Source organism: Fibrobacter sp., from assembly GCA_024399065.1.
In the GTDB taxonomy this organism is placed as follows: Bacteria; Fibrobacterota; Fibrobacteria; order Fibrobacterales; family Fibrobacteraceae; genus Fibrobacter.
In genome coordinates, this window is sequence record JAKSIB010000075.1 from 1 (window position 1) to 3,626 (window position 3,626).

Sequence of the window (3,626 nt, forward strand, 5' to 3'; positions counted from 1 at the left end):
ATTAATTTACGGTTAATTTTCGCCTAATTATACGTTGCGCCGCAGGCAAAAAGAAGTTTCTCCCCATAATCCTTCCCATCGCCTCATCGCCTCATCGCCTTATCGCCTAAAAAAATCGCCTAATAGCCTAAAATCCTCAGCACGAAAGGGGTGAGCAGGGCGGTGAGAACGCCGTTGAGGATCAGTCCCAGCGACGAATAGGCGCCGTAGGTCTCGCCCTTCTCCATCGCCCTGGAGGTGCCTACAGCATGTGACGCTGTGCCCATGCTCAAGCCTTGTGAGAACGGGTTCTTCACGTGCCATACCTCAAGAATCTTGAAGCCGAAGACCGCGCCGAAGAGTCCCACACACACCACGATGGCAGCGGTGAGCGACGGGATGCCGCCAGCCGTCTTGCATACCTCCATGGCGATAGGGGTGGTCACCGACTTAGGGGCCAGCGACACGATGACTTCACGTGAGGCTCCCATGAGCGAGGCAATGCCCACCACGCTCAGCAGTCCCGTCAGGCAGCCCACCAGTTGCGACAGGAGGATAGGCAGCCACTGACGTCGTATCTCGTCGAGGTGCTGATAGAGCGGTACGCCCAAAGCCACGATGGCAGGCTTGAGCCAGAAATCGATGTAACGGCCACCCTCCACGTAGGTGTCGTAGCTGATGCCGGTGAGTTGGAGGAACACGATAAGCAGGGCTATGGTCACGAGGATAGGGTTGAGCACCACCCAACCCGTCAGCTTCTGCAACTGTCGGGCAGCATAATAGACGCCAAACGTGATGGCGAGCAAGACAATAGGGTTACTCAGCAGTTCCATCTTCTTTTCTGTTTAGTCGTTTACGCAAAAACTGGTCGGTCAGTCCCGTAGCCACAAGCACCAGGACGGTGCTCACCACGGTAGCCACCACGATAGGCCACAGCTCCGCCTTGATGACGTCGAAGTAGAGCATCAGCGCCACCCCGGGGGGCACGAAGAAGAAACCGAGGTTCTTGATGAGGAAATCGGAGATGCCCTTCACCCAATCGAGTTTCACAGCCTTCATCTGGAGCAGGGCAGTGAGGAGCAGCATGCCGACGATACTGCTCGGAATGGCTATCCCAGTGAGCCAAACCACCAGTTCGCCCACGGCCAGACAGCCGAATATGATGAAACATTGTCTGATCATGCTTTTTCAAGCCAATTCCTTAATTCCCTATTTAATGTTGGCTTCATAATAATTAACAGGATTTTGTCCAATGGAAATTATATTAGTAATGTCTTTGCCTAAAAATGGTGAGTCCGTTAGTTCTTCACCAAAACAAATAAAACGTCCAACAGTTTCTGGCTCTTTTGAAATCTCCCATCTGGTTGGTTTGATAACGCATTGAACGATTCCGTTTACATGACCAAGAACATAGGCTATTTTATTGACCTTTTTAGAATTTAATTTCCAATATTTTCTGGTGCAATCAAAAATGGTCTTTCTGTAATAAATTGAACTCGGGTTTGCCTCAAAAAAAGATTTTTTTATGTTTACAAACATAAGTAATTCATTTCCGGATGATAAAACTGATTCAATTGAACCATTTGGAGTAAGTGGAGTGAATGCCATTATAGTTTTGTTTTTTTGTTTTTTGTTGATTGATGTGAGGTCTATTTGTTTATTTCATTATCGTCAACTTCTTGTCGGGAGTCTTCTTCTATTATTGTGAACAAATGATCTCCTTTGCGGAGTTTTCCAATATAGTATTTGTTTTTAATCAATATCCCGCTGTAAGGTGACTTTATTGTTGTTTTGTACCGTGGTTCGAAAACAGATAATTCCTTGATTTCTAATATAGGCTCTCCTTCTTTAACAAAACTGTTGTTTTCGACAAACCAACTTCCTATCTCTATGTTGGAAAGTTCGGGAATGTCTTCGAGGAAGTCTTTGGAAAGCATGTTGTATTCAAACACAATTTTATGTGTTGATGTTTTTTCCTCTTCTGGTTTCTTGCCCTTTTTTATAGTAAATAATAAATCACCATGTTTGATTACATTTTCAGGAATAATCGGAGTAATCCTTTTGTCTTCAACCTTGTTGGTGAAAAATCCTTCGTAGTCGGAGTAGATTTTTATTCCAACACATAAATATGTATTACATTCTGAGATGAAATTATCGTAGCAATAGTTACTAAAAAAAAGGTCGGTCAATCCTAATACTAGGACAAGGTCTCCGTTTGATACGAATTCTCCATCAGCAATGGGAAAGATGCTTATGGAATGCTTGTTCTTGCGAATGTCCTCAAGAGAAACAGCTCTTTTATCTTTTTCATTTTCCCATTGATTCTTGTCTGTAAAATTATGAGTTCTTTCTTTTGCTCTTTGGTAGAGACAATTGTCAAGCGCATATTGATTTAGATATCCATATACCACGCCATCTTTTATTTCATAATTGATGATAGCATCAATGTCAAGACGTAGCTCATCCTTCTGTTTTTTTGTAACTTTAGTGTTATGATTCGCTTTCCAAAAACACATACCTTGTTTTGTTTGATTGACATTCTTGCTTTATAGCGAATCCTCCGACGGTTCGATGTGGATGTTGATAACCATCTCTTCGCCGAAGGTCTCGTGCAGCCTCTCCTCAATCCTCACCGTGATATCGTGTGCGAGGAGGATAGGCATCTGAGGGTCTACGACGACATGGAAATCGGCGATGCTGTAGGGCCCGCACTGACGCGACTTGATGTCGTGCACATCTCTCACACCCTCCACGGAGAGGGCAATGTCGGCAATCTGCTGCTCCGTCTCATCGGGTAGGGCAGCCTCTGTCAGTTCGCTCAGGGCAGGAATCATCATACGCACGGCCACCACGGCGATGATCACGCTGATGACGATGCCCACCAAGGGGTCGAGCACGGTCCATTCGCCACCTAAGAAGATGGCGCCGCCGATGCCCAGGAGTGAGCCCACGGAGGAGAAGGCGTCGGTGCGATGATGCCAGGCATTGGCCACCACCACCTGACTCTTCAGTCGGCGTCCCACGCGAACGGTCCATTGGTAAAGCAGTTCCTTGAAGGCGATGGAGACCACGGCAGCCCAGAGGGCGATATCGTCGGGGGCCGGCAGCACCTCGCCGCTCATCACGGCATGCACCTTCTCCCAAGCCCCATGCGCCATCTTCACGCCCACCACGAGGAGCAGCAGGCTGACAGCCACCGTCGCCAGCGTCTCAAACTTACCGTGTCCGTAGTCGTGGTTGTGGTCTCTTCCGTGGGCAGAGATGCGGGCAAAGATCACCACGATGACATCGCTCACGAGGTCGGAGGCAGAGTGGACGGCATCGGCCACCATAGCGGCACTGCCACCCAACACACCCGCCAGAAACTTCACGACGGTGAGTATCGCGTTGCCCAAAGCACCCCAAAGTGTGATGCGCTGTATTTCAGAGGTTCTGCTATCCATAACGAGGGAGTGTAACGAACTCCAAAATTACTAAAAATCTCCTTAGGACGTATCATAATAAAAAAGAATTACAGCCTACAAAAACGCCCCGACGTTCGGCGAGGCCCAAAAAGTCGACAACTTTTCCTTCCCGACGGTCGGCGAGGCCCAAAAGTCGACAACTTTTCCTTCCCGACGGTCGGCGAGGCCCAAAAGTCGACAACT

The 3,626-nt window shown here is 47.9% G+C and carries 5 protein-coding genes; all 5 read right to left on the reverse strand.

From position 1 onward, the window contains the following. Window positions 1-119: 119 nt before the first annotated feature. Genes MJZ25_16380 through MJZ25_16400 form a run of 5 tightly spaced genes read right to left on the reverse strand, consistent with a single transcriptional unit; the run spans window position 120 to window position 3,422 of the window. Window positions 120-812, reverse strand: coding sequence for an LrgB family protein (locus MJZ25_16380; GenBank protein MCQ2125752.1), 693 nt, complete (start codon window positions 810-812; stop codon window positions 120-122). Then, a complete protein-coding gene (locus tag MJZ25_16385; protein MCQ2125753.1) occupies window positions 796-1,161 on the reverse strand; it encodes a CidA/LrgA family protein in 366 nt (121 codons plus the stop codon). Before MJZ25_16385 ends, MJZ25_16380 begins: the two co-directional genes overlap by 17 nt. A gap of 27 nt (window positions 1,162-1,188) precedes the next feature. Then, entirely contained in the window at window positions 1,189-1,587 is a 399-nt protein-coding gene (locus tag MJZ25_16390; protein ID MCQ2125754.1) for a hypothetical protein, read from the reverse strand. A 41-nt stretch (window positions 1,588-1,628) separates the two neighbouring features. After that, window positions 1,629-2,495 carry a hypothetical protein gene (locus MJZ25_16395; GenBank protein ID MCQ2125755.1) on the reverse strand — a complete coding sequence of 289 codons (867 nt, stop codon included), beginning with the start codon at window positions 2,493-2,495 and terminating at the stop codon, window positions 1,629-1,631. Between the two features lie 30 nt (window positions 2,496-2,525). Beyond that, window positions 2,526-3,422 carry a cation diffusion facilitator family transporter gene (locus MJZ25_16400; protein MCQ2125756.1) on the reverse strand — a complete coding sequence of 299 codons (897 nt, stop codon included), beginning with the start codon at window positions 3,420-3,422 and terminating at the stop codon, window positions 2,526-2,528. Window positions 3,423-3,626 lie beyond the last annotated feature (204 nt).